Here is a 19,862-nt window from a genome sequence, read left to right on the forward strand (position 1 = left end):
GTGGCCTAAAGATACAACTATTAACTAAAATCAAAGGTTACTCCTGTCATGTCTTCACTTAATTTCCATAATTTTTTCGCATTCGTTTCATCTAGTGAATACGGCTTAATACCACCAATAATTCCTGTATTTGAATTTAAGGATGCTACATCTGCATTTTCACAATAAACTCCGCCAATAGCATTGAGCAGTTTACTGGTAGCTGCCCAGACTGTTGTGGCTGCGCCTTGCGGAATGGTTTTTAATGCCGCCGCAACTTCCGGCAATATATTTCCTTCAGCATCACTGTAACCCAGTTTCTGAAGCAAATCAATCGGTGCTTCCCTTCCTAATTCTGTGTCCCCGACAGCACCCGGACATAAGGAATAGCTTCGTACCTTATGGGCTTTTGCACGGATGTCTAATTCCATTGAAAAAAGATTAACAGCTGTTTTTGACTGCCCGTATCCGACCAAAGTTTCATACTCCCTATTTAGGAAATTAGGGTCTTCAAAATCGAAATCTGAAAATTGATGGCCGCCGGAAGATACATTTACTATTCTGGCGCCAGCTGCTTTTTTTAAGGCCGTCCATAATCTTGCCGTGAGCTGAAACAGCGCGAGGTAATTGGTTGCCAGCTGCGATTCATAACCGCGATTATCCCTGCGTAACGGCACCCACATAATCCCTGCATTGTTAATGAGTAAATGCACCGGTCTTCCGGAATGTAAAAACTTTTCGGCAAAAGCATCAATAGAATCGGGGTTCATTAAATCCATTTTTTCAATTATTACATTTGTAATCCCGCCCAGATTTCTTTTTGCTTTTTCTACATCTCTGGCGGGTACAATAACCGTTGCACCTGCTCCTGTAAGTGTTTTAACGGTTTCGAGGCCAATGCCCGTATTTCCGCCCGTTACAATGGCAATTTTTCCTGTAAGATCAATTCCGTTTATAACCTCAGCTGCTGTTGATTTAGCATCAAATCCCGAACCTGTTGCCTGCTGCAATTTTCCATGATAATTATTCTGTTCCATTTTTTTATTTTATTTTAAATTGTTTTATAAGGACAAAATTATATAATAGAAAGCGCAGCCACTTTGTTTAAACGTCCTAATATACTTTGTTCAAAAGTCCGACTGCAGAAAAGACGTTGGTCGTAACCGTACCGGATTTTCTATAAAAATGTTGTAAATACACTCAATAATGATGCGTATATTTGGAATACTAAATAATAACAAGGCTATCTATGAAGAATATAGGATTTTTATCTTTTGGACACTGGGCCAATCATCCTTCTTATAAGGCCCGTACGGCAAGCGATACACTGCTTCAGTCTATCGATCTGGCGGTTGCTGCAGAGGAAATTGGTCTGGATGGGGCGTATTTCAGGGTGCATCATTTTGCACGACAGCTGGCATCGCCTTTTCCTTTACTTTCGGCCATCGGTGCCAAGACCAGTAAAATAGAAATTGGCACCGGAGTAATCGACATGCGGTACGAGAATCCACTGTATATGGTGGAAGATGCCGGTGCTGCGGACTTAATTTCAGAGGGACGCTTACAATTAGGAATCAGCAGGGGATCGCCGGAACAGGTTATTGAGGGCTGGCGTTCTTTTGGTTATGAACCTGCGGAAGGTGAAACCGATGCCGATATGGGACGCAAAAAAGCACTTGAATTTTTGAAAAGGCTGGACGGCGAGGGATTTGCTGAACCAAATCCATTTCCTATGTTTCCCAATCCGCCGGGCTTATTACGTCTGGAACCCTATTCCGAAGGATTGCGGGAAAGGATCTGGTGGGGTGCTGCTTCTAATGCAACTGCCGTCTGGGCGGCCGAAAACGGAATGAACCTGCAAAGTTCAACCCTGAAGTATGACGAAAATGGCAAACCTTTTCACATTCAGCAGGCGGAACAGATCCGAATATACAAGGAAGCCTGGAAAAACGCAGGACATCAGCGCGAACCAAGGGTTTCCGTAAGTCGTTCGATTTTTGCACTGGTCAACGATCAGGACCGGTATTACTTTGGTGATCAGGGCAAAGGCTCCGATAGTTTTGGTAATATTGAAAGTGATAAACGCGCCATCTTCGGAAAGAGTTATGCGGCTGAGCCGGATAAACTCATTGCAGAGCTGGCTCAGGATGAAGCGATTCAGGAAGCCGATACACTGCTGCTGACCATACCCAACACATTAGGCGTTGAATATAATGTACATGTATTATCGTCTATCTTAAAACATGTTGCCCCGGCATTGGGCTGGCGTTAAAAAGTTTTAAAAAAACAAAAGCAGGCAAGCCCCTTATTTTTTTAATAAGGGGCTTTTTGTATGCCTAATAACAGCATTTCATTTCCAGGCCAAATTAATGGATTGTGATCGTATTTAAAAGATAATAATCTGAATTCTAATTCTTTGTGTACTCTATAATTTTTTGGTAAGTTTTTTAATAATATCATTTTTAAACCCTCTAAAAATACACATAATGGGGTATGCTGTATTTATTTGTACCTAAAAACGTACTTTTTTACTCTCTCCATGGATTCTTATTGAGCAACTTTACAATGTCAATTATTAATTGCTTAAAGCCTTGTCTTTCAGTCTTAAATAATGTATGGCTATCTATTATTTACTAACCGTAAAATTATTTATTAACCTTAATTTATTAAAAATGAAAAAATTCTTAAGAGTAACAAGTTTGTTATTTATTATGGCATTAGTGTTTAATTCCTGTGAAAAGGAACAAGATTTAAATGCATCGCAAGCCGTTGCCAAAGATGTGCCGCAGGGCGCTAACAGCGACGTACAACAAAGTGCTAAAAAAGAGGTCTCAGCCAGTGCCGCGTTGGCAGGTGGTGGTGCCGGAGCCAGAACAATCACACTACAGACCAATACACTCACATGTCCCGGAGGTTTGTGTACCTCTTATGGTGTCTGGTCAGAGGGTGTTTATACCGTATGGTTTCAGATGAAGTTTAACTCCGGATTTTATTGGAGCAGAGGCGGTAAATGCGGCTATGGCATACTTATAGGCGATCAGAATACCGGCGGCGACCCGGGATGGGATGGCAACGGAGGTAGTGCCAGATTTATGTGGTATTGCCCAAGCGGATCAAACACTGCGAAAGGAAGCGGGGCTTATCTGCAGCCTTATGTCTATTATAAAGATCAGCCCGGACAATATGGTAATGATTTTGGTAAAAAGTACTATATACAGGAAGGAGTGACGTATAACTGTCAGATATCGGTTAAGCTGAATACCGGGTCAAATACAAACGGATATGTCAAATATTACGTAAATGGTACAGAGATCCTGAATCAAACCATTCGTTGGGTGACTAACGATTCTAAACGAAATGTAAATGCGGTAAGTCTTCATACGTTCCGTGGCGGCAGTCAAAATTACTGGACCGCTCCCGTAACAAGTTCGATTTATTATGCCAGTGCTTCCTGGGATGCGCAATAGTTAATTTAAAACAGCAAGCATACAAAGCCTGTCAGCGTCAAAGCTAACAGGCTTTTTTTTTTACCTGAAATTGGCAGGTTAGCGTTTTTTAAATTAGAATAGTTTATTTGGTTATGATTGCAGATTTACTGCCCTGAGAATTTTCTCAAAAAGGCTACTGATGAACGGGATTTGTATAGTATTTCTTTCTAAACCAGAAAGCGACATTAACGAGTGCAATAAGAGCCGGTACTTCTACCAAAGGACCTATTACTCCGGCAAAAGCCTGGCCGCTGTTTATACCAAACACTCCGATTGCTACTGCAATGGCCAGCTCAAAATTGTTTCCGGTAGCGGTGAAGGCTATTGCGGCTGCTTTGGAATAATCGGCTCCAAAATATTTTCCAACGAAAAAACTGATGATAAACATAATTGCGAAATAAATGAGTAATGGTACAGCAATACGCAAGACATCCGTCGGAATCCGGACAATCACTTCTCCTTTAAGACTGAACATCACTACAATTGTAAAAAGCAGGGCTAGTAAGGTAATCGGCGAAATAAACGGTACATATTTCGTTTCAAACCATTCTGATCCCTTTAACGCAATAAGGCTATAACGGCTGATAATTCCAAGGGCAAAAGGAATACCTAAATAGATTCCGACACTCCCGGCAATCTGAACTATGCTGATCCTGACTTCAAAACCATTATAACCGAAATAGGGCGGAAGTACGGTGATAAAAATATAGGCATAAATACTGTAAAGCAAAACCTGAAAAATACTGTTAAGGGCAATCAGCCCTGCAGCATATTCCCTGTTTCCATCTGCCAGATCGTTCCAGACCACTACCATAGCGATGCAGCGGGCCAGACCAATCAAAATCACGCCGATCATGTATTCAGGGTAGCCCTTTAAAAATAGTAGGGCCAAAGAGAACATTAACACCGGGCCCACTATCCAGTTTAAGAACAGCGAAGCACCTAAAATTTTAGTGTTTCTAAAGACCTGTCCCATATGTTCGTATTTCACTTTTGCCAGGGGCGGATACATCATAAGAATAAGTCCCATTGCTAGCGGAATGTTTGTGGTTCCACTGGAAAAAGAGTTGATAAAATCTCCGCTGGAAGGAAGAAAATATCCTGTTGCTACGCCCACAGCCATAGCCAGAAAAATCCAAAGCGTTAAAAATCGGTCAAGGAAACTTAATTTTTTGCGTCCAACAACGGGTGCACAGTTATTTGCTGACATTTTATTTTTTTATTTGTGAGAATACGTAAAACATTTCCGTTCCGATCTGCAAGCTGCGCTCCCTGTAGGTTTGTTTTTGCTGTGGTGTGCCGTCAGAAATTTTTGGATCTTCAAACGTAATGGGGATTCGTTTTTCGGCACCCGCTATAAACGGACAGCCGCCGTCGGCCTGTGAACAGGTCATTATTGCGGCAAATTCGCTTTCCGGGTTAAAATCATCATCATAAGTTTTAGAAAAACCAATAACAGGCAATTCATTCGATGAAAATTTAATGGAATAGACCGGATTTGTACCTTCTGAAAGAGTTTTAACCTTAAATCCTGATTCCTGTAAAGTTTCAGCGACCATAGGAAATAAAGCAGTAGCCTCGGTTCCTCCTGAATAGCATGACACGTTTTTTATCCCATAATACGCCGCAGCAGTCTGTGCCCAAACCTGTGACAAATGGCTTCTCCTGGAATTGTGTGTGCAGATTAAATTAAGTCTGATCTGCTTTTTGTTTTCTGCCTTGTTTTGGATATAATCGATCAGGGGCTGCAGAACACCTTTCCGGTCTTCAGAAATGTGTTGGAAGTCAAACGAGCTAACGGTGTTATCAATTTCGGGATATAACATAGTGGTAAGGTGTAACGGTTTATTAATTAACAGCATCCGCCGCCGGGTGTACAGGAATTGGAAGTATCGCTATTTAATTGGGATAATGTAACTTTCGGTTTATCAGATGGAATTCCACATTGTTCCCGGGCAAGGCAGGCGGTCTGTTTGTTTCGTAAAATGAAATTTTTACCGTTAAAATCTAAATCGTATTTACCAATAGTGGTGTCCTGGTACTCTACTTCAATTTCGTGATCTTCAATGCCTAAAACTTTTTCTGAAAGTTCAATAATATGAATCAGTTTCCCGGGTTTAAGTCTGTGTTCGTAATCGTTGGCATCCCAAAGCTGAAAGTTTACAACCGTTTCTTTTCGTACTGTTCCCCCGCAGTCAATGAAGTTTTTAGTAATTAAACCCACTTCGGTTACGTGAAAATATTCCGGAACAAAATTACCATTTGGCAGTTCGAAATTTACAGTTTCAGCATTTTTTAGTATTTCTTTGATTTCTGAAAGTTTCATAATTTTTTGTGTTTAGTTAAACTGTATTTTGTTTTATCCTGAACGTTAAAAGATAAGCCTGCTTCTTCTTTCCAGAAGTGCAGTGTCTCTCCAGATTCCGTTTTGTTTTCCAATCTTTTCCCTTATTCCCAGTATTCGGAATCCTGCTTTTTCATGTATCCGGATACTTGCCTTATTCTCCGGAAAGATTCCGGCCTGAAGTGTCCAGATTCCTTCTGCTTCACTTCGTTTAACAAGCTCATTTAAAAGTAGAAGTCCGATTCCTTTTCCGGACTGTTCGGGATCAACATACACACTCACTTCTGCAACTCCGGCATACACGCAGCGGGAAGAGACAGGAGTAAGAGCTGCCCATCCGATTAGTCTATTGTCATTTTCGATTACAATTCTGCACGATGTAAGATGTGACAGGTTCCAATCCTCCCAGGAGGGAGCGCTGGTTTGAAAAGTGGCATTACCGGTCTCTATCCCTTTTTCGTAGATTGATTTTACCTGTTGCCAGTCTTCGACTGAAAGTTTTCGGATTTCCATAGCTCTTCGATTAACAGCATTCGTTTCTTTTTTTAGCGAGATGATTTGAGATATGTTCAAAGAAACCTTTTATCTTTTCCAACCCGGGTTCATTGATGCAGTAGCAGATCGCATTTCCTTCGATGTTTCCTTTGATTAATCCGGCATTTTTTAATTCCTTAAGATGCTGTGAAACCGTAGGCTGTGAAAGAGGAAGTTCGTTTACAATATCGCCGCAGATGCACGCATCTACTTTTAGTAAATATTCCATAATAGCAATACGGGCAGGATGGCCTAGCGCCTTGGCCAATACCGCCAGCTCATTCTGGCTGTCTGTAAAGTGATCTGTTTTGGTTGCTCCCATAGTAATATTTTTATATTGCAATATTACGATATAGTTTTGATAAAAATGCTTTACAAGACATTTTTTTTTAACTTTTTCTACTACGTATTTTTTTGAATCTCTTTTGTAATGAAAAAAACGAAATGATTTCTTTGCCTTTGTACCACCATTATTTTGTATTAAATTGAACCAAAATTAAAAACAGGATTAAACTATTTTAGACCATAGCAGTCTTATTAAAATAATCTTAAAATACGTAAGAAATGAAACCCTCAATTTTATTTATTATTTCCTTATTTTTAGTACTATCCTGCTCAAAAAATGAAGCAGATGAATCAAATCAGGATTCTGTTTATATAGATGATGATTTGGCAGGACCCATTTCCAGGCCAAAAACCGGATATGGTTCGGATGGTAATTATGAAGTCGCCAAAATTAGTTTTCCAAGCCCTTTATATAGCGGGAAAAACGTTGAGATTTTTTATCCAAAGGGGATCACTTCACCCAGACCTGTTATTTTTTATTCCCATCCGTACGGGGGCGAAGAAAGTGCATACAATATAGGGTTGTATGAGTTTATTGCAAAGAAAGGATATGTGGTGATATTTGCACCTTATCCCACAACAGGGGTAACGGTAGAGGAAAGATACAATACACTATGGCAGAGTTTCAAAAAAGCGGTAACAGATTATCCTGCTATCATTGATACAAAAAAGGCAGGCTTCATGGGACATTCTTTTGGAGGAGGAGCTTCTTTTGCTTTGGCCCATAAAGGATTTATTGATGAAGGCTGGGGGCAGAACGGACGTTTTATTTTTGCAATGGCACAATGGTATTCCTACCAGATTACACCGGCAGAGCTGCAGGGCTTTCCTGAAAATACAAAATTGATAACCCAGGTCTATAATGATGATGTAACAAACGATCATAGACTGGCAATTGATATTTTTAAAAATATAAATATTCCAGACTCTGAAAAAGATTTCATATTAATTAAAAAATCAGTTTTGCCAACTTTTACGTATACGGCAGAGCATAATCTTCCCAATACACAAAGCTCATATGATGCCTACGATTATTATGGAATTTACAGGCTGCTTGATGCTATGATAGATTATAGTTTTAATGGAAATGTAGCAGCAAAAAACGTGGCACTCGGAAATGGATCTAAGGAACAAACTACAATGCCGGGTTACAACGGACAGGCATTGTCTCCACTGGAGGTAACGGATAATCCTGTTCCTTTATACCCACAGAGCAAATATACCTTTCAGTGCGGAGCTGCCAATAATCCGAGAATTGCAAATTGCAATTAGCTACCTGCATACTGTTGCCAGGCATTGACATTCAGAAAAACAAAATGAGGCTCACTAAGAGCCTCATTTCTATTTACGTTTTAAATTTATGATTTTTAAAATGATCAGAATGTTCCGGTAAGCCTAATTTGAGGCACTATTGCAAAGTGCTTCTGTTGTTTTTTATTTGTACTTAATGTTAATACTGATAATATCAGAAGTCATATTAGTGGTTCGTGTATAATGACCGTAACGAATCTCTAAAGTATTCCAGTGTTTAAGGCCAATTAATCCGTTTAGTGGCGTGAATTTCATTCCCATTCCAAAAAAACTGCTGTCGAACTTTGACAAATCGTAATTGCTGGTATAATATTCATCCGCTGCGGTATGGTCACCGTATGGTTTGAAATATTTCGTTCCCGTTTGAGTATAATACCTGTAAAACGGGCTTAATGAAAACGACTGTGTTAACTTCACCGGTATTTCAAGATCGGCAGTATGAGCTTTTAAGCTCCAGTCATCAGAATAATAGCGGTAGTAAGCGCGAATGATTACATTGTCTCCCAAGAAATAACTCGCCCGGATTCCCAATGGTATTTTTAACCTTGTATCCGGCATTTTTTCCTGATGTACTGAACCATCTGCAAAATAAACCCTGTGAAACGGAAGGCTCAAATATCCGTTTTGGCTGATGACATCGCCCACGAGCATAACCTGCAGATTTTTGTTTACCACCTGAGAGTAACTTAAAGTTCCGGCAAAAGTATTTCGGTTGGCACTGTCATAACCTTCGCTTCCCGGTGAACGCAGCTCCACAGGTTCAATTAATTTTAACTGATCTATAAAGGTCTGGAACTTCGCTGTAAATTCTCCGTTTCTGTCTTTTGTTTTTTGCGAGAAACTGATATTTCCTCCAAATGACTGGTAATCAAATTCAGTTGATGATGAAACACCGATGGCCAGTGTTCTTCCTTTTTCTTCATTCTCCCTCAGATAAGTCAAAGAAGGGTAGAAGCGATTGTCTGATGAAGAGGCCGATGAATTGGCGCTCAAATCAATCATATCTGATGATGCAGAGGTATAATGGTCAATTCCGGCTTCAATATCAAAAGTATGTTTGATTCCGGTTTCTCCGTACTTGACCAATTTCACATCAATGGTATTGGCAATATCCGTAAGATGTTCAGAACCAATTCCGCCGGTAACGGCCGAATTTTCCCCATCTTGTTTGTAATAGCTCGACACTAAATTAACCTCTTCGACTTTTAATTTTTTGCTTTTGTAACTGGTGGAATCAGTAGGAACATTTTGCGCTCTTACCTGAAATAATGCCAGTAAAGCAAATCCTGTTATGAATATTCTTTTCATTTTTTTAGCGTATGAAAATTAGTTGCAGCCGCAGCCACCGCCGCTCTTTCCTGAATTTGCTCCGGAGGCTCCTTCACGGTAGGATTGCAAACTAAGTTCTGTCTTTTCGATTTTTCTGTTGGAAAGTACCATTTCAGAATCGTTGATTTTTCCTTTCTGGTATTCTTTTACCGATGTGCAGGAGGTGAGCAGAATACCCGTTAAAGCAATACTGCCTAACAGGACCAGATTTTTTTGCCTTGGCTTTTTCATTTCAGGTTAATGTTTTTTGAAGTGTAAATTTTGTTGTCGTCGTCGATAATAATACAGTATAGATCCGGTATCTGATCTATTAAAAACAAGCCCGCCTTAATTCCCATAACCGCAATTGGAGTGGCCATTGCATCTGCAAATTCTGCATTTGAAGCGATGATGGTCACGCTTTTTATTCCGGCTATTGGCAGTCCCGTTTTTGGGTCAATAGTATGTGAATATTTTTTTTCGTTAATGGTGACAAACTTTTCATAATTGCCGGAAGTTGCCACTGCTTTATTTGAAATTTCCATATAGGAAAATGCAGCTGTGGGGATATCAGGATTTGCCACGCCAATAGTCCATTTTTTGCCATTTGGCTGTAGTCCCCAGGCACAAAGGTCACCGCTTGCATTAATAATGCCGCTCTGCACATTGTTTTTGAGCAGAAGCTGCTTTGCCATTTCAGCGGCATATCCTTTTCCGATACCTCCAAAACCAATCCGCATTCCTTTTTCTTTGAGGAACACGCTTGTATTTTCCCTGTTCAGGATAATGTTTCGATAATCAATAAGATGCACCATTTTTAAGGCTGTTTCAGCATCCGGTAACCGGGTCATGGCCTTGTCAAAATTCCAAAGGCTTTTATCGATACTGCCGTAAGAAATATCGAAAGCACCCTGTGTGATTTTAGAAATCCCGAGAGACCTTTCAATCAGATTAAACACTTCCGGATCTACGCTGACAGGCTTAATTCCTGCATTTTCATTGATCAGGTTGGTCTGGCTGTCCTCTTTATAGGTCGTCAGAAGCCTTTCAATCCTTTTTATTTCTGCAATGGCAAGATTGATATGCTCATTTCCCGTTTTCTCATTTTCAGCAACCACCGTAAGGATAAAGTTGTTTCCCATGAGTTTTAGGGATTGCGAATACTTTTTATTTTTCGATATGTTATTTTCGGCTATCACAGATCGCTTTTATTTCGGCAGTCCATTGTTCGGGTGAGGTTTCGGGTTTTCCATGCCATGTTTTGAGCACTTTACCATCAGCATCCAGAAGAAGGGTTAGGGGGAAACTTCCTTCTTTGTTGTATATTTCAGCCAGTCCTTCGTTTTGTTTTACCTGTTCGGGTGTTCCAGTGTTTTTCTTTTTTCTTGGAAAATCAGCATTAACCAGTACTAAATTTTCATTTGCCATAGCAGTGAAAGTCTGACTTTCAAAGTAGTCCCTTCGTGTTACGATACAAGGCCCGCACCAGTCTGAACCGGAGAAGTTCAGCAGGATCAGTTCATGTTTTTCCTTTGCAATTTTTTTTGCATTAGTAAAGTCCGGTTCCCAGTTGATGGGAAGCACCGTTAATAAAAGGAACAAGGTAATTAGCTTCATCCTGTAGTTTGTTTTTTAGAGATATACGAAATAACGAATTATGGGGTTTCTTATTTTTTTTTATTGCTTAAGATTAGATTAATATTAAAACCCGTTAAAATTCGATTTATGGTTAAGTGGTCTGAACACCAAAAAGATACCCGACTAGTGCTGACATTGCCATTGCAAAAGTACCCCAGATACAAATACGCACTACTGCCTGCAGCGTTTTTGATCCGCCTGCTTTAGCGGCCAGTACCCCGGAAAATGCCAAAAAGAGTATCGAAAATCCGTACTGATAAAATACCATTTCTTGGATAGGAGCAAAAATAGCGACCAAAAGCGGCAATAAACCACCGATAATAAAGGATATTGCCGATGCAAAAGCAGCCGTTAAAGGATTTGCCTGCGTAATTTCATTAATTCCAAGTTCATCGCGGGCATGCGCTTCAAGAGCATTATGAGCCGTTAATTCGATCGCAACCTGTCGGGCCAATTCTTTATTTAACCCCCTTTGAATATAAATATCCGTTAGTTCTTCCAGTTCTTCTTCCGGCGTTGTTTCAAGTGCAAGTTTTTCTCTTTTTAAATCCGCTGTTTCTACATCAGACTGAGAGCTTACAGATACATATTCGCCCGCAGCCATAGATAGGGCACCGGCCACCAAACCCGCTACAGCTGCCAGTAAAATAGGTTCTCTGGTCACACTTGCGGCCGCCACGCCAATTGCTAAACTGGTGGTAGATAAAATGCCGTCATTGGCGCCGAGAACAGCTGCCCTGAGCCACCCGCTTCTGTTGATGTAATGGTTTTCAACGTGCATAATTCGATTGGTATTGGTTTGATCCGGCCCGGATTTTAAGAGATTTTAATTACTGCAAGAAATGCCTGAGGTATTTTTGAGCTGCAACACTTATTTTCATAGTTTGCAATTCCAAATAAAATTACCTGAAAAAGCCTTTCATTATCAGAATAAGACCATTAGAATGATTCTAAATTTTAGGTGCGGTTATTTTCGGGTCCTAAATAAGAGGAAGTTAACAATGAAGCAGACGCTTTTGACTGCACTTTGACAAAACAGCTATTTAAATGAAGGTACTTTAGACTACTTGTATTCTATTACCTGTCTGTAATTAAACTATTTACTGTTTTGAAAGGATTTAGGCTTCATTCCGATATGCTCATGAAAAACTTTAGCAAAATGGCTTAAGTTGGAAAATCCCATACTAAAACCCACTTCTGAAACAGACATTTTGTTTTCTTTAATTAACCGTGCGGCTTCTTTCATTCTAAATTTTTGATAATAGCTAAAGAAACTATCTCCGAATATTTGTTTAAATAATCTTTTAAACTTTGATTCGCTCATCCCTACTTGCAGGGCCAGATCTTTAATAACGGGGGGGTTAGAAATGTCAGTCAGAATACTGTCCCTCACTTTATAAATTTTCTGAACATCAATTTCGTTCAATGCATGCGTAGTTGAATTTTCCCGTTTAAAAAGCTCTTTTAAAGTTGCACATAGTAGCTCCTCGGCTTTGATTTTAAAGAAGAAGTCCATTAAAGAATCCGGCATATCCGCCTGGAAAATTTCCAGTGCTATTTGCTGAATTTTGGGCGAAATTAATTCTTCAAATAAGATAGACTGTTCACTGTTAATAATATTCCTGAGCATTTCGTTGTCAACATTTAATCCTAAATTTTTGGCTAATTGATCTGAATCGATTCCAATAAAAATGTAGTTGAATTTGGTTCTGCCCGGATAAAAGGTTTCAATATTTAGTTTTCCTTTAAAAATTTGAATCGAAGGCAGGTCTTCTCTTGAATATTTACTTTTTGAATCAGGATCCGGAAAAATATTATTAAAAGAAAACAGGATTCGATTTAACGTATTCGGGCTACCAAATCGTTTAGCAAGCAGATCGTCATTAAACTCATAATGACTGATTATCATATTGATGGAGTTGTCTAATTTGAGTCCTCTCAGAAAGCCTTTTCCTTTAGGCTCCGGTATCATTAAGATTCCATTTTTTACCTCGGTACCTAATAAATCGGCAAAACCCGCTAAAAAACCGGATTCTCTCTTAATATTTAATTCCATCTGTTGATTGACCTTTTAGAGATATTATTGTGTCAAATATAGGTATTTTAGCTCTTATTGATAAAATAAATTTGCCTGGTAAAAATTTTTAAATACTAAAAAGATGAATAATATCAAAAGTACAGCCATCATAAATGCCACTGTGTTTGATGGCGAAAATAGCATTGGCAAAAAAAACATTGTATTTAGTGACGGGGTAATCACTTCAATTTCTGATGAATTACCGCAGGATATTGATGAAATCATTAATGGAACAGGTTGTACGCTTTTGCCGGGACTGATAGATGCCCACGTTCATACTTCAGTTGAATTTTTAAGAGATGCATTAAAATTTGGTATAACCACCGAGTTGGAAATGATGGGAGGTTTTACACAAAAAGGACGTGATACGCAATTAAAGGGAATTAGGGATGTCGCCGATGTTCGTTCTGCGGGCATGGGTCTGACAGCTCCGGGCGGAAATCCTGACGAGCTGATTCCCAAAGGAAATGGAATTCCTGAATTTGTGTTAAAAGAAATTGAGAAAATGAGCGAAGAAGAAAAGGCTGTCTTTCTTGCCGCCCATGAAGCTCAGAAAGAAGAAGAGAATTTAAGCATCGATGTTACTTCATTAGAGGGAGCCATCGCTTTCGTTCATCGTCAGGTAAACAACGGTGCCGATTACTTCAAAATAATGATTGAAGAGGGCACAGTGATGAATGCACCGGGATTACCGGTTATTGAAACGGAGATATTACGGGCAGCTGTAGCGGAAGCTCACAAATTGGGAAAAATCGCGATAGCACACGTTTTAACAGCTGAAGCCGCAAAAACAGCTGTAGAAATTGGTGTTGATGGCCTGGCGCATTTATTTATAGACAGACCGGACTGGACTCCGGAGCTTATTGAATCCATTGCAAATAAAGGAATTTTCGTAACACCCTGCCTGGTGCTGAATTCCTCTATCATAGGAAATTCTGCCTGCCATGTTGCACACGATCAAAGAGTTGAAAATAAATTAAATGAGGACTGGAAAATGACAATGTGTTCCTGCTTCAACACCTTCCCGCAAGGCAGTATGCAGGATAACTTTAATAATGTTAAAGATTTAAGTGATGCCGGAGTAGATATACTTGTCGGAACAGATGTATCAGTACCAATGCCTCATTTAGGCGGTCTTGCACATGGTGTAAGTGTTCATCATGAAATGCAGCTGCTGGTGGAAGCCGGATTAACACCCCTCGCGGCCTTACGATCCGCAACTTCGGTAACATCCAAAAGATTCAGCCTGTCAGACAGGGGACGGATTGCAGAAGGAATGAGAGCTGATTTACTTTTAGTCAAAGGAGATCCGACCAAAAATATTTCAGATTCCTTATCAATAGCAGGAGTATGGAAAGAAGGAGAATCGTACCCTAGTTAATACGGCATGATTTTAATTTTCGACTAAAGTTCAGTTTTGTCCGCTACATCCCTCAGTTTGTCCGCCTGGACTATAATATCGTTTTACAGCAGGTAGGGCCGTACTATTTTTGAGGAGAAATTAAAATAATACCTAAATAAATACTAAATAAAATTAAATAATTATGAAAACCACAAAAAATTTGGGATCCTTCGCAGTTACTGCCCTAAGCCTTTTAGCACTGATTGTTACCAGCAGTGCTTCCGCCCAGCAATCCATAATAAAACGTACTGATCTGCAACGTCATGACCTTAGCTTGCCCGGGTACGAAACGGTTCAGGCACGCATCGATTTTGGAGCTCATACCGCCTTTGGAAAGCATTCGCATCCGGGAGAAGAAGTTATTTATGTGCTTGAAGGCGTCTTGGAATACGAAGTTGAGGGTCAGTCTCCGGTTACATTAAAGGCAGGGGAAGTACTTTTTATTCCGGCTGGCGTAGTGCACTCCGCCAAAAATAATAGCCACGAAAAAGCCTCCGAACTCGCCACTTATATTGTGGAAAAAGGAAAACCTATCCTCACACTGGAAAAGTGATAGTAAAATAAAATTCAATGTACACGGTCTTCAGGGTTTCGGGTAATCATGCTGTTCCAAATCTCAATTGAGAAGAATCAAACGGATACACAATCTGATACTTGTTTAATTCTCAGTACAGCATTATGAAAAAGCACCGTAAACTTCCTTAAGATGCGCGTAGACCGGATAATTCCCGAAAGGCAATTTTGTCCTGCAAATAAGTAAAGTATCAACCTATCCAATAATAATTAAAAGCAAAAGAATGAAAACCAATTTAAAAACGATCGTAACCACAACTGCAGCACTATTTTTACTTGCAATATCAGCTGCCTTCTCTCAAAGTCAAAGAAAACCGGCAGGTCCGGGAAGAGAAGAATATATTGAAGTGGAAAAATATGTAAAACTGCATGTAACAGATATGGGGGAAGGAAAGCCGGTCGTATTAATCCATGGCTGGCCACTAAGCGATGCCATGTATGAATACCAATACGCAGAACTTATCCAGAAAGGATATCGTGTTATTGGGATTACCCTAAGAGGTTTTGGCCTGTCAGATAAACCCGGAGGAGTTTATAACTATGATGTATATGCAGATGATATTAAAGTAATCCTGGACAAACTTAAAATTGAAAATGCCACAATCGGCGGATTCTCCATGGGAGGTGCAACAGTAATTCATTATGTCGCCAAATACAATGCGGCTCATGTTTCAAAACTTGCCTTATTTGGCGCCGCTGCACCGCTCTGGACAAAAAGAGCCGACTTTAAATACGGTTTCTGGACGAAAGAAGATGTTAACGGACTTATTGAACTTAATAATACGAACAGGCCACAGCTGTTTGAAAATTTCGGAAAAATATTCCCTGCCAATGAGACAAGCGTATCTGCGGGACAGGCTGCATGGTTAGGAACCATTCAGGCACAGGCTTCTCCGTATGCCATGGGAGAATCGATGAAAGCCCTGCGCGATACTGATTTGAGAGAAGATTTGAAAAAAATCAAAATTCCAACCCTGATCCTTCACGGGACACAGGACAAAATCTGTTCGTATGAATTAGCAGAACAAATGCACCAATCAATTGCCGGCTCAATTCTGGTACCATTCGAAAAAAGCGGTCATGCCTTGTTTATCGAAGAGCTTCCAAAATTCAATGCAGAATTGATCAGATTCATAAAATAAAAAACAAAAATCAGGAAAGCTGTCTTTTTAAAGACGGCTTTCTTTTTAATAGTAAGAAAGAATGAAAAATATCGTACGGCTTGCACTACTGCTATTGAGTTTACATTTGTCAGCGCAGACTCCGGAGCAAAAATTAAATCAGTTAGGAATTGAGTTCCCACAAATACCACAAGCCATTGGAAGTTATGTGGATATGGTACAGGCTGGAAACCTGGTTTTTCTTTCAGGAAGGGGACCTTTAAAAACAGATGGTACCTATATCACGGGGAAAATAGGAGATTACCTGACTACCGCAGAAGGATATCAGGCCGCAAGATTAGCAGCCATAAATCAACTGGCCGTGCTCAGGCAGACCTTTGGGAATCTTAACAGAATTAAGCGTATCGTTAAGGTAAACGGTTACCTCAATACTTCCGGTTACTTTACGGAACAGCCTGCAGTGATGAATGGCTTTTCAGATTTATTGATTGAGGTTTTTGGTGAACAAGGGAAGCATGCCCGAACTTCTGTGGGGGTCTTTACGCTTCCGAAGGATATGGCCGTAGAAGTAGAAATGATTGTGGAAATAAAATAACAGCTTACGGACAATTCTTGTTTACCAGAGCACTTTTATAAATTCCCGGTGTCCTGCCAACGGACCATTTTAAGTTGTGCAATTGTAAAGAAGTACAGCGTTGTGTTTGTGTTGAAAAAGTAAAACTCCAAAAGTTTAGGGCATAAAAATGCGGCAACTGACTACTATTATATAATTTTGTAATGACTAACCCGCTTCTTACTACTAAACGATGAGCCATACATTTTCTGACAGCAGCCAAATTGGAACCGTATCTACTTTCGCTGAGCTGGTGCATACCGATTTCAGGGGAGAAATGAATGCTTTGTGCTGGCACAGAAATCCGGAGGGTGATTTTAACGAGATTGTAACCCAATTATCTTTAAAAGAAAATATAACAGAAGTTTTTCGGGAAGATTTAATGGCACTTAATCTATCCGAAAAGGGAAATAAAGCAAGGGAACTCATCTTAAAGGATTTACAAGTATTAACTGATTTTGGCGCTTCGCCCGCTCTTAATTTATTGAAGTGTTATGATCGTGATGATGAATTTGATTTCATATCGACTGATGTGTATTCGTTTCATGTGGACCGTTCGCCCATTGCCACAGATACTTTTTTATGCACCTATCACGGAGCAGCAAGTGATATTATTCCGAATTCGCAGGCAGAGCAAAAAATCCTTATTCCGGAAATCCGGGCAAAGTTACAGGAACTGTATGACGGACCATCGGAAGGATTCGACGACTTTTTGAAGGAGAATTATTTTGACTTGCATTATCAGGTACAGGCAGACGCAAAACCTGTTAATTTAGGGGTAGGACATCTCTGGCGGCTGGCCGTAGACCATCCGAAACAACAAGTACTGCCTTGTATTCACAGAGCACCAGTAGAAAATGAAGGGGAATATCGGTTGCTGTTGATTTGTTAAGGAAATTGCCGGGACAATGCACTATCGGAAAGCCTCTTCAATCAATATAAAATTTGTAATAAATTCACAGCTCCAACACTGTAAAACCAGCATAATTTAAAAAACTCCAGAGTCAGATGACCCCGGAGTTTTTTGTTATCAATTTCTTTTACTATGTAAAAGCTGACCGCTGTGTTTTTATCAAAAGGAATAGGTAAAACTTATATTTTTGAAGCCGGGATAATGTCAATGATTACCGTACGGTTGTAAAAACGCTCTTCCGGAAGTTTATTTTCAAAAGCAGACATACTTTCGTCTTCTCCGAAACCATGTACTTCGAATTTTACATCTTTTCTGCCGGAATTTGACAATGCCCTTTCGATAATGCTTTTCACTTCATTGGCTCTGTCTAAAGATAAATTCAGATTATAAGACTCCTCACCAATGATATCCGTGTGGCCATGAATGATGGCAACAGCGTTTTTAGGTATTTTGGGAGTAACAACTTCGGTTAGATATTTCTCATACATTGCAATTGCTTTTGATTTATTAAATTCAAAAAGAATGCTGTATCTGAGGCCTTCCTCTGTTTTAGAGGGTGTCCAAAGCACCATGTGATTAGTTGTCACTTGTTCTTCAATACCTCCGTTTTTAGTTTTTCCGATCAATTTTACTTTATAATCACCTTCAGAACGGGTTCCCATAATACTTTTACCCGGAATACTTACTTTTTCTTTCGTATAGGGACCAAACGCTTTTACTTTTCCGTCCGGATCTGTAGTTTCCAAAGACCATGACGAATACGCTTTATCTGCACCGGCCGCGTCAACGGTAATATAACTGTCAATAGGGGCTTCCTGAACAGTAACAAGCTCTAAGGGCTTTAATGGTGCACCGGGACCAACCTGAAATTCCATCAGTAATTCAGGTGAATTACTTTCGATAGAAACCCTGCGGTCGCCTTCGCGAAGCAGCACCAGTTCTTTTGTTGCTCCGGGCTGTTCAGATGGGATGGAAGGCTTTAGTTGCCCTTTTGTCGTTATTCTTGATGCGTTTATTTCAAATACAGCAACCAGATACGTCTTGATAGATTCGGCCATTGCCGTACCATCTTCTGTTCCTTTTTCCGAAGAACCCACAAGTTTTACATTTGCGGCAGGATTTTTCACCATTCGGTTTCCAAGAATATTAATCACGTTATAATAAACCGCCATTTGTCGGGCAGAACGTCCTGAAGGATTTACACTGGCTGTAAGTCCAATCTGATCTTCATTGAAGTCTTTTACCTCTTCTTTTTTTAATAGTATGTAGCGATCCGGTATTTTATTCGATTCAAGATCGAAAAAAACATAATTTCGTAAAGGAAATACCTCTCTCACGTTACGTTCTCCGGGGATATTTTTAGGGGCATTTACAGAAAACTGTACTTTGGATACTGCTGTTGCAGGAGTTTCCATTGCACTTCCCTGTCCAAACTTAAGTGCCATACCCACTCTTAAGGTGGTGATACTCCAGGTCTCTGTTGAGCGGGGATGTTGTCCAAAATAAGGCTGAAAATTCACAAAAGGAGACAAAATAAATTGGGATTTATGATTTTGTGAAGACAGCGGAATATCATACCCTGCACCAACCTGCATCGAAACAATCGTTTTTTGCACGGCATCAAAATCACCTCTTACATCAGCCGGCTGCTCCTGTTCGGGATAAGCAGGATTTGTTCCCTGCGAATATTTAAAGGACTGATCTAAATTGAAAGCCAGACGCGGCCCTCCATACAAATAGAAGTTAGATTTAAAAGGCGCAAAACGAATGCTTGGCTCTATCGTAATATAACTTAAACCTGTAGATAAATCTGCAGGGCAGTTGCAAGGCGTAACTTTTTGATCGAAAGAACCTTTTCTACTGTCATAACCGGCCTGAAACATAAATCCAAGCATGGTATCGGGTTTGTAAAATTCAACCAGGGGAGCCAGATAAAGCCCGGCACCTTCGCCATTATGAAAAGTAACCGGAGGGGTCAGATTTGAATTCAGCTGATGTGTTGAACCACGGTAAAAATTAAAGTTGGTCGCACCGGCAACACCAAAATACCAGGAAGGTTTTGTGTAATAGGTTTCCTGTGCCTGAAGCGTTGTCTGAGCACTTAAACAGAACAATGTCAAAAGTAAAAACCGGTTTAATAGTGTTTTACCTGACATTTTATTGCTGTATCTATTTGATTTAAAACTAATGTTAGTTTTCATTTGCGTTTATTTAGG

At 39.9% G+C, this 19,862-nt stretch carries 21 protein-coding genes; 8 read left to right on the forward strand and 13 right to left on the reverse strand.

Annotation, left to right across the window (positions count from 1 at the left end; all coding sequences use genetic code 11):
- Window positions 1–20: 20 nt before the first annotated feature.
- Window positions 21–1,016: an SDR family NAD(P)-dependent oxidoreductase gene (locus tag LPB89_RS07200; RefSeq protein WP_230701091.1), complete on the reverse strand. Its 996-nt coding sequence runs from the start codon at window positions 1,014–1,016 to the stop codon at window positions 21–23.
- A gap of 212 nt (window positions 1,017–1,228) precedes the next feature.
- On the opposite strand from LPB89_RS07200, the gene LPB89_RS07205 reads away from it, so the two are divergent.
- The gene (locus LPB89_RS07205; protein ID WP_230701092.1) at window positions 1,229–2,251 is read left to right on the forward strand and encodes an LLM class flavin-dependent oxidoreductase; all 1,023 of its coding nucleotides are present in this window, start codon (window positions 1,229–1,231) and stop codon (window positions 2,249–2,251) included.
- 400 nt (window positions 2,252–2,651) lie between these two features.
- Window positions 2,652–3,446, forward strand: coding sequence for a polysaccharide lyase (locus tag LPB89_RS07210; RefSeq protein ID WP_230701093.1), 795 nt, complete (start codon window positions 2,652–2,654; stop codon window positions 3,444–3,446).
- Window positions 3,447–3,600: 154 nt separating this feature from the next.
- Here LPB89_RS07210 and arsB read toward each other — a convergent pair whose 3' ends face one another.
- Genes arsB through LPB89_RS07235 form a run of 5 tightly spaced genes read right to left on the reverse strand, consistent with a single transcriptional unit; the run spans window position 3,601 to window position 6,667 of the window.
- Window positions 3,601–4,677 carry an ACR3 family arsenite efflux transporter gene (arsB, locus tag LPB89_RS07215; RefSeq protein WP_230701094.1) on the reverse strand — a complete coding sequence of 359 codons (1,077 nt, stop codon included), beginning with the start codon at window positions 4,675–4,677 and terminating at the stop codon, window positions 3,601–3,603.
- Window position 4,678: 1 nt separating this feature from the next.
- Complete coding sequence (locus tag LPB89_RS07220; protein WP_230701392.1) at window positions 4,679–5,293, reverse strand: low molecular weight phosphatase family protein; 615 nt, start codon at window positions 5,291–5,293, stop codon at window positions 4,679–4,681.
- 26 nt (window positions 5,294–5,319) lie between these two features.
- Entirely contained in the window at window positions 5,320–5,793 is a 474-nt protein-coding gene (locus tag LPB89_RS07225; RefSeq protein ID WP_230701095.1) for a DUF6428 family protein, read from the reverse strand.
- 45 nt (window positions 5,794–5,838) lie between these two features.
- Window positions 5,839–6,324: a GNAT family N-acetyltransferase gene (locus tag LPB89_RS07230; RefSeq protein ID WP_230701096.1), complete on the reverse strand. Its 486-nt coding sequence runs from the start codon at window positions 6,322–6,324 to the stop codon at window positions 5,839–5,841.
- Between the two features lie 10 nt (window positions 6,325–6,334).
- Window positions 6,335–6,667 carry a helix-turn-helix transcriptional regulator gene (locus LPB89_RS07235; RefSeq protein WP_127339166.1) on the reverse strand — a complete coding sequence of 111 codons (333 nt, stop codon included), beginning with the start codon at window positions 6,665–6,667 and terminating at the stop codon, window positions 6,335–6,337.
- Between the two features lie 242 nt (window positions 6,668–6,909).
- Between LPB89_RS07235 and LPB89_RS07240 the strand changes: the two genes are divergently transcribed.
- The gene (locus LPB89_RS07240; RefSeq protein ID WP_230701097.1) at window positions 6,910–7,962 is read left to right on the forward strand and encodes an alpha/beta hydrolase; all 1,053 of its coding nucleotides are present in this window, start codon (window positions 6,910–6,912) and stop codon (window positions 7,960–7,962) included.
- A gap of 162 nt (window positions 7,963–8,124) precedes the next feature.
- Here the strand turns inward: LPB89_RS07240 and LPB89_RS07245 are convergent, their stop codons facing one another.
- The 6 genes from LPB89_RS07245 to LPB89_RS07270 form a co-directional block, all read right to left on the reverse strand.
- Window positions 8,125–9,309 (reverse strand): DUF3570 domain-containing protein, encoded by a 1,185-nt coding sequence (locus LPB89_RS07245; protein WP_230701098.1) that lies wholly within the window; start codon window positions 9,307–9,309, stop codon window positions 8,125–8,127.
- A gap of 18 nt (window positions 9,310–9,327) precedes the next feature.
- Window positions 9,328–9,561, reverse strand: coding sequence for a DUF4266 domain-containing protein (locus LPB89_RS07250; RefSeq protein WP_230701099.1), 234 nt, complete (start codon window positions 9,559–9,561; stop codon window positions 9,328–9,330).
- Window positions 9,558–10,451, reverse strand: coding sequence for an FAD:protein FMN transferase (locus tag LPB89_RS07255; protein ID WP_230701100.1), 894 nt, complete (start codon window positions 10,449–10,451; stop codon window positions 9,558–9,560). The genes LPB89_RS07250 and LPB89_RS07255 overlap by 4 nt, the downstream gene beginning before the upstream one ends.
- Window positions 10,452–10,491: 40 nt before the next feature.
- On the reverse strand, window positions 10,492–10,926 hold the full coding sequence (locus tag LPB89_RS07260; RefSeq protein ID WP_230701101.1) for a thioredoxin family protein: 435 nt from the start codon (window positions 10,924–10,926) through the stop codon (window positions 10,492–10,494).
- A gap of 112 nt (window positions 10,927–11,038) precedes the next feature.
- On the reverse strand, window positions 11,039–11,728 hold the full coding sequence (locus tag LPB89_RS07265; protein ID WP_230701102.1) for a VIT family protein: 690 nt from the start codon (window positions 11,726–11,728) through the stop codon (window positions 11,039–11,041).
- Window positions 11,729–12,043: 315 nt separating this feature from the next.
- The gene (locus tag LPB89_RS07270; RefSeq protein ID WP_230701103.1) at window positions 12,044–13,003 is read right to left on the reverse strand and encodes an AraC family transcriptional regulator; all 960 of its coding nucleotides are present in this window, start codon (window positions 13,001–13,003) and stop codon (window positions 12,044–12,046) included.
- A gap of 103 nt (window positions 13,004–13,106) precedes the next feature.
- Between LPB89_RS07270 and LPB89_RS07275 the strand changes: the two genes are divergently transcribed.
- The 5 genes from LPB89_RS07275 (at window position 13,107) to LPB89_RS07295 (ending at window position 17,625) form a co-directional block, all read left to right on the forward strand.
- Complete coding sequence (locus LPB89_RS07275; RefSeq protein ID WP_230701104.1) at window positions 13,107–14,405, forward strand: amidohydrolase family protein; 1,299 nt, start codon at window positions 13,107–13,109, stop codon at window positions 14,403–14,405.
- Between the two features lie 181 nt (window positions 14,406–14,586).
- Window positions 14,587–14,979, forward strand: a complete 393-nt coding sequence (locus tag LPB89_RS07280) for a cupin domain-containing protein (protein ID WP_230701105.1) — start codon at window positions 14,587–14,589, stop codon at window positions 14,977–14,979.
- A gap of 244 nt (window positions 14,980–15,223) precedes the next feature.
- Window positions 15,224–16,141 (forward strand): alpha/beta fold hydrolase, encoded by a 918-nt coding sequence (locus LPB89_RS07285; RefSeq protein ID WP_230701106.1) that lies wholly within the window; start codon window positions 15,224–15,226, stop codon window positions 16,139–16,141.
- A gap of 61 nt (window positions 16,142–16,202) precedes the next feature.
- The gene (locus tag LPB89_RS07290; RefSeq protein ID WP_230701107.1) at window positions 16,203–16,715 is read left to right on the forward strand and encodes a RidA family protein; all 513 of its coding nucleotides are present in this window, start codon (window positions 16,203–16,205) and stop codon (window positions 16,713–16,715) included.
- Window positions 16,716–16,926: 211 nt separating this feature from the next.
- On the forward strand, window positions 16,927–17,625 hold the full coding sequence (locus LPB89_RS07295) for a DUF1826 domain-containing protein (protein ID WP_230701108.1): 699 nt from the start codon (window positions 16,927–16,929) through the stop codon (window positions 17,623–17,625).
- 200 nt (window positions 17,626–17,825) lie between these two features.
- On the opposite strand, the gene LPB89_RS07300 is transcribed toward LPB89_RS07295, so the two are convergent.
- The gene (locus LPB89_RS07300; protein WP_230701109.1) at window positions 17,826–19,847 is read right to left on the reverse strand and encodes an OmpA family protein; all 2,022 of its coding nucleotides are present in this window, start codon (window positions 19,845–19,847) and stop codon (window positions 17,826–17,828) included.
- Between the last annotated feature and the right edge of the window lie 15 nt (window positions 19,848–19,862).

Source organism: Flavobacterium sp. ENC (assembly GCF_020991415.1).
GTDB lineage: Bacteria > Bacteroidota > Bacteroidia > Flavobacteriales > Flavobacteriaceae > Flavobacterium.